The organism is Bartonella sp. TS82HLJMH (assembly GCF_042193495.1).
Taxonomy (GTDB): Bacteria; Pseudomonadota; Alphaproteobacteria; order Rhizobiales; family Rhizobiaceae; genus Bartonella; species Bartonella grahamii.
Genome location: NZ_JBHILU010000037.1, coordinates 1 through 4,285 on the forward strand (window position 1 = coordinate 1; position 4,285 = coordinate 4,285).

Below are 4,285 nucleotides of genomic sequence, written 5' to 3' on the forward strand. Positions count from 1 at the left end.
TTCAGATCATAAATCTGTCCACCATTAACCGCATCACTCGAGCCTGATGCTATAGAACCATCCGCAACCGATGTGATCTTGCTGTTTGTCTTCTCACCGTCTTTTTCTCCATGCTTGGCTACAAAAGCTTTGTCACCATCGCTCCAAGATAAAGAATCTTGTGCAACTCCTTCTGAGACTTCCTTAATGCGGGCATTCACATTCTTGATATTATCATCAAGTCCTTTAAAGGCAGAACCAACATCGGTATGCGGTTTATCTGTTACTTCACCATCTTTATCAATACTGGATAAATTATAAATTGGCCCTTTAAAAGCACCATCCTTAAATTCAGCATCTCCACCCAAGAATTTTGCTACATCCGTTGAAAGGATGTGAATCTGTCCTCCATTGATAACATCTGTTGAGTTTTCCGCAATCAATCCTGCGGCTACATTATGCAGTGCAACAGGTGTAGCATCCTCCCCTTTACCAAAAGTTACATTTGTATAGTCAATTTGATCATCGGTTGTTTTATCGTAAAGAACAACAGAAGAACTATCAGACAGAAGGGTATCAGAAAGATCCTTCAAACCTTTATCAAGCTGTCCCTTGTTAACCGCTTCATTATCTTTTTCTGCTGCCTTCACACCAGAAACAGTCCGTGCTGCACCACTCTTGTTTGCGATATTGATTTCACTACCTTCTACTCCTTTACCAATATTGATAACATCTTCATTTTTCGTAACAAGAAGATTACTAATTACATCGCTGATCGCATTTTGAACCTTTGTGAAAAGTTTACCCACACCTGAAAATGCATCTGATACATTCTTATAGCTTGATTCAGCTTCAGTGCCATCATCATTGATAGTTTTGAGCTTAAAATCAGCAACATTCAATTCCCCATCTTTATATTCAGCGTCATTAGAAAAATATTTTGCAACCTTATCGCCCAGTGAATAAAGTTGAGAACCATTTACTGCATCCGTCGATTCTTTCGTAATATCTCCTACAGCAAGCGATGTGATTTTACTGGCTTTTCTGTCATCCCCTTCCCCATGCAGAGCCACAAAAGCTTTGTCACCATCGCTCCAAGATAAAGAATCTTGTGCAACTCCTTCTGAGACTTCCTTAATGCGAGCATTCACATTCTTGATATTATCATCAAGTCCTTTAAAAGCAGAACCAATATCGGTATGCGGTTTATCTGTTACTTCACCTTTTTCATCAATATTCGATAAATTATAAGTTGGCCCTTTAAAGTTTTTTCCATCAAAGGATACATCTCCACCTAAAATTTTTGATAAATCCGAAGCTATGGTATTAATCTGACCACCCGTGATTGCATCATGTGAATCCTTGGAAATCTTACCATCAGCAACATTATGGAGACCTACAGCCGTCTTATCTTTAGCTTTTCCTAAAGTCACACTACTATAATTAGTTTTACCATCTGAATCTTTATCATAATGAACAACTGCTGATTCATCAGACTGAAGACTGTTCGAAAGATCTTTCAAGCCTTTATCAAGCTGTCCCTTGTTAACCGCTTCATTATCTTTTTCTGCTGCCTTCACACCAGAAAGAATCCGATCCGCACCAGCCTTATTGGCAATATTGATTTCACTGCCTTCTACTGCAGCTCCAATAGTGAGACGATGTGTTGTTTTGTCTTGCTGAACAAAGCTTTCGCTTTCTACTTTGTTAATCACATTATTAACCTGTTCAGTCAATTTATTCTGAACATTTGTGATAGAACTACCAACTCCAGAAAAAGCAGATGCTACATCATGATATTCCTTATCTTCAGGGCTGCCATCTTCCTTGATTGCTTTTACCTTGAATGTAGGAGCTGTCCATTTACCATCCGCATAGCTAGCACCACCACCTAAATAAGATGCAACACCTGTGCCCAATGTATGAAGCTGTGAGCCATTTACTGCGTCTGTTGAAGTTGCACTGATTGCCCCGCCGAGTAGACCGGAAAGTTTCCGCTCTTCATTACTTTTGTTCAAAATACTGATTTCGCTACCACCAGTTTCCATACCAACAGTGATAAGACCTTCTCCTTCATTAGGGAGACTGCGCGTTCTCCTCTTCTTTGCTACTTGCTTAACAAGGATACTGTCTCTTACTTCATTAATTTCAGTATTTGTTGCCAAAAGTTGGGAACCATTGACCGCTTCGGTTGATTCTGCTGTGAGTGCACCATCTTGAATGCCTGTTATCTTCTTACTGCCAGCGTCAATACCACCCGTTGTTATTTTCGGACCACCTGTAATCACTAAGCCTGTTGCGTCTAGGGTATTTGTGCCTGCCTTTAAGCTCGTTAATGCAACATCTTGAGCCAGATCAAATTTTATCTTATTATCTTTATCGCCTTTTGTAATTTTAAAATTTTTACTTCCAGTTGAAAAATCTACTGTATCATCTATGCTAACGGCTTGGGTATTTTTATCATCAACAGAAAGTTTCCAACCTTTGCCTGCGTACTCTCTTAGTGCTTTCAGCTGCGCAATGTTGACGGCATCAGTGTCTGCATAACCCGCTGCCACACCTGTAAGCTGTCGTGTTATCTTATTCGGAGTATCACCAATACTAAAAGCTCCTTGAGTGCTCTTCCATATCACACCATCATCTGTTGACCGGCCCCCTATGGAAGGATCATAGCCAACTGTGGACGCTGCGTTACGAGAAACAGATTTATAACCCACAGCAACACCACCATCAAAAAGTACTTGTACATTTGAACCTAATGCAATACTATTTTTAGCTGTTGCAGCTGAAAGTCCACCTAATGCAATACTATTTTCACCAGATGCATTGGCAAAACCACCTAATGCGATACTATTGTCGGCAGTTGCACTTGAAAGATTCCCTATAGCAATACTTCCTTGCCCACCTTCTCCCGCACTGGCAGCAATTGTAATGCTCTCCGATTCGGCATGCCATTTAAAGACACTATCATCGGCAGCTTTTTTAATCTCATTGTGAAGATTTACATAAGACTTACCCACACCCTCAAAGGCTTTTGCTACATCCGGAAAACTTTCTTCTTCAATCTCATTCGTTTCAGGATTGAAAGTCTTAATTTTGAACTTTGGATCATCCCATTGACCATTTGTAAATTTAACACCACCACCTAAATACCCAGCTATATGGGTAGCTACAACATTCAACTGACTACCATTTACCGCGTCTTGTGAATTTACACTAAGATCACCAGATGTAACACCCGTTATCCTTTTATTTCCAGCATCAATACCAGAAGTGGTTATTTTCGGACCATCAGTAATGACTAAGCCCGTGGCATCGAAGGTATTTGTACCTGCCTTTAAGCTCGTTAATGTAACATCTTTGGCAAGATCGAATTTTAGCTTATTGTCTTTATCGCCTTTTGTAATATTCAGGTTTGTACTTCCAGCAGAAAAATCTACTTCATCGTCTATAAGAACGGTCGTGCCATTTGCACCGCCAACAGATAGTTTCCAACCGTTTTCTGTTACGAATCTTTTCATGTCTATCAACTGCGTAACATTCACTGCATCGGTAGCATTCTTCCCAGCTGCTACTCCTGTAATTTGGCGTGTTATTCCTTTACCAGGATCACCAACACTCACTGCACCTTTCGTACTTTTCCACTGAGCTTTATCATTTGCTGAAACCTCACCCTTTACCGAAGGAGCATAACCAAACTCACCAGCAGCCCTATTGGCTACAGAATCTCTCCCTATAGCAACACCATCTTCCACCGAAACTACAGAATTGGCACCTATAGTGATAGCTCCCTTTCCCTGTGCTTGCGCAGCAGAACCCAAAGCAATGGTCCCATCACTCACTGCATATGCAGTATAACCAAAAGCAACCGCACCCTCTCCCGTAGCCCGACTTAAACCACCTATAGCAACAGCCTGAAAACTTACAGACTTAGCGCGAAGACCAATAGCGATCGAGAGGCCGCCTTTTGCAACTGTACGACCGGTTGGGACATAAAGCCCCCCATCAGAACCTCCCCCTGCAGTATCGCCACCTATTGCGATACTGTATTGGCCTTCAGCGAGCGCATAACGACCTACAGCAATACCGACATTGCCACTCGCCTCTGCATTATAACCAACAGCAACGGATTCTATACTTAGTACTGATGCATTAGTACCAATAGCAACATTATCGCCTTGTGGTCTTATTTTTATCCCTTTACCAAGCATGACATTCGTTTCTTCCGCACGTTGCATCCCAGCACTACGTGTCAATCTCGTGATGGGATCATTTCGTGAGAAATCTGATACATTAATAATATCTG

General features: G+C 41.3%; 1 pseudogene. It reads right to left on the minus strand.

Going from position 1 to position 4,285, the window contains the following annotated elements:
* Positions 1 to 4,235: pseudogene (locus tag ACFIKO_RS08740) on the minus strand (hypothetical protein); the annotation flags it as partial.
* Positions 4,236 to 4,285 lie beyond the last annotated feature (50 nt).